Raw genomic sequence first — 2,194 nt, forward strand, 5'->3', positions numbered from 1 at the left:
GACGGCCGGTTGCTCGGCGGAGATGGCCGCCATCATGGTCCGCTCGTTCATCAGGTTGAGCGAGGTGGCCAGATCCATCGCGGGAATGGTGTCGGGAGCCGCGCCGCGTTGGCGTTCCGACGTGATCAGGGCTGCGGTCTGGTCGATCCACTTCTGCATCAGGCCCGCCCACACCTCCCGGAATTCGGGGCTCCCGGCGATCGCCTCTTTGCCGGCGCGTGCGGTCGCGGGATGCGAACCGAAGGCGCTGAAGAAGATCTCGATTCCGTGGCGCACGGCCCGGCGGGGGTCGGCGGGCATGCTCTCCATCGCGTTGTCGAACCCGGTGTCGGCCCGCTTGATCAGCGGATCGATCAGCGACAGCAGCACCGCTTCCTTGGAGGGGAAGTAGAAGTAGAAGGTTGGCCGGGAGATGCCCGCGCCTCTGGCCAGGTCGTCGACGGAAATGTCGGAGTAGGACCGCTCCTGCAGCAGCTGCGCCGCCGTCGCGAGGATCGCTGCCTCCCGATCGTCGCCCGACGGGCGGGCGGAGCGGCGGCCGCGGGGTGCGCGGGCCTGGCGGGCGGCGGTCATGACCAGAATCCTAACACTGCGTCGATTTCATCAACATGGTGTTGACCAACTCAACACGACGTTGATACCGTCGGTCCCATGACCGAACACCTCGACGTCGTGATCGTCGGCGCCGGCATCTCCGGCATCAGCACGGCCTGGCACCTGCAGGGCCGCTGCCCGACCAAGAGCTACGCCATCCTGGAGCGCCGCGAGAACATCGGCGGCACCTGGGACCTGTTCAAATACCCGGGCATCCGGTCGGACTCCGACATGTTCACCCTCGGTTTCCGGTTCAAGCCGTGGGAATCGGCCCATTCGATCGCCGACGGCCCATCCATCTGGAACTACATCAACGAGACCGCCGTCGAGAACGGCATCGACAAGCACATCCGCACCAACCACCGGGTGCTGGCCGCCGACTGGTCCGACGCCGACAACCGCTGGACCCTGACCGTGGACAACAACGGCGAGGAGAAGCAGATCACCTGCTCGTTCCTTTCGGTGTGCAGCGGCTACTACAACTACGACCAGGGTTACTCGCCGGAGTTCCCCGGCTCGGCCGATTTCACCGGCCAGGTCATCCATCCGCAGCACTGGCCCGAGGATCTCGATTTCGCGGGCAAGAAGATCGTGGTGATCGGCTCGGGGGCGACGGCCATCACGCTGATCCCGTCGTTGGCCAAGCAGGGCGCGGGCCACGTCACCATGCTGCAGCGTTCGCCCACCTACATCGGCTCACTGCCCCTGGTGGATCCGATTGCGGTGAAGGCCAACAAGTATCTGCCGAAGGGTATGGCGCACATCGTCAACCGCTGGAAGGCCATCGGCTACGCCACCGGTCAGTACCAGGTCGCGCGCCGCTTCCCGAGCGTCTTCAAGAAGCTGCTGCGCGACATGGCGACGCGGCGGCTGCCCGAGGGCTTCGACTACGACAAGCACTTCAGCCCCCGCTACAAGCCGTGGGACGAGCGAGTGTGCCTGGCGCCCAACGGTGATTTCTTCAAAACCATCCGGGCGGGTAAGGCCGACGTCGTCACCGACACCATCGACCGGTTCACCGAGACCGGCATCAAACTCGACTCCGGTGACGAGTTGGCGGCCGATATCATCATCACCGCAACGGGTTTGAACATGCAGCTGTTCGGCGGCGCGAGTGTCACCCGCAACGGCGAGGCCATCGACCTGACCAAGTCGATGACCTACAAGGGCCTCATGCTGTCGGGTGTGCCGAATATGGCCATCACCTTCGGCTACACCAACGCATCGTGGACGCTGAAGGCCGATCTGGTCTCGGAGTTCATCTGCCGGATGCTGAACTATATGGACGCCAACGGTTTCGACAGGGTCGAGCCGCAGCATCCCGGCGCGGCCGTGGACGAGCAGCCGTTCATGGATTTCACCCCCGGCTACTTCCGGCGGGCCATGGACAGCCTGCCCAAGTCCGGGTCGGAGGCGCCGTGGCGGCTCAAGCAGAACTACCTGCTCGACCTGCGGCTGATCCGGTACGGCAAGGTTGACGAGGAGTCGCTGCACTTCACCAAACACCGTGCCGCCGTGACGGTTTAGAGTTTCCCCGCGAGCAGACATAAAACTGCCCACTTCCGGCCGGCAGTGGGGTGGTTTTAGTATGGTGGCGCGT

2 protein-coding genes are annotated in these 2,194 nt (G+C 64.5%); one reads left to right on the forward strand and one right to left on the reverse strand.

Annotated features, from left to right (window positions below; translation table 11 throughout):
* A partial coding sequence (locus ACWDTP_RS38220) for a TetR/AcrR family transcriptional regulator (RefSeq protein WP_450028408.1) occupies window positions 1-573 on the reverse strand: 573 nt, incomplete at its 3' end.
* A 78-nt stretch (window positions 574-651) separates the two neighbouring features.
* Between ACWDTP_RS38220 and ACWDTP_RS38225 the strand changes: the two genes are divergently transcribed.
* Complete coding sequence (locus ACWDTP_RS38225) at window positions 652-2,121, forward strand: flavin-containing monooxygenase (protein ID WP_450028409.1); 1,470 nt, start codon at window positions 652-654, stop codon at window positions 2,119-2,121.
* Window positions 2,122-2,194: the final 73 nt, after the last annotated feature.

The organism is Mycobacterium sp. NPDC003449, assembly GCF_053588415.1.

What these genes read in the sequence shown, in the direction of transcription:
- ACWDTP_RS38225 (WP_450028409.1), top strand. Translation starts at nt 652, where the DNA reads ATGACCGAACACCTCGACGTCGTGATCGTCGGCGCCGGCATCTCCGGC.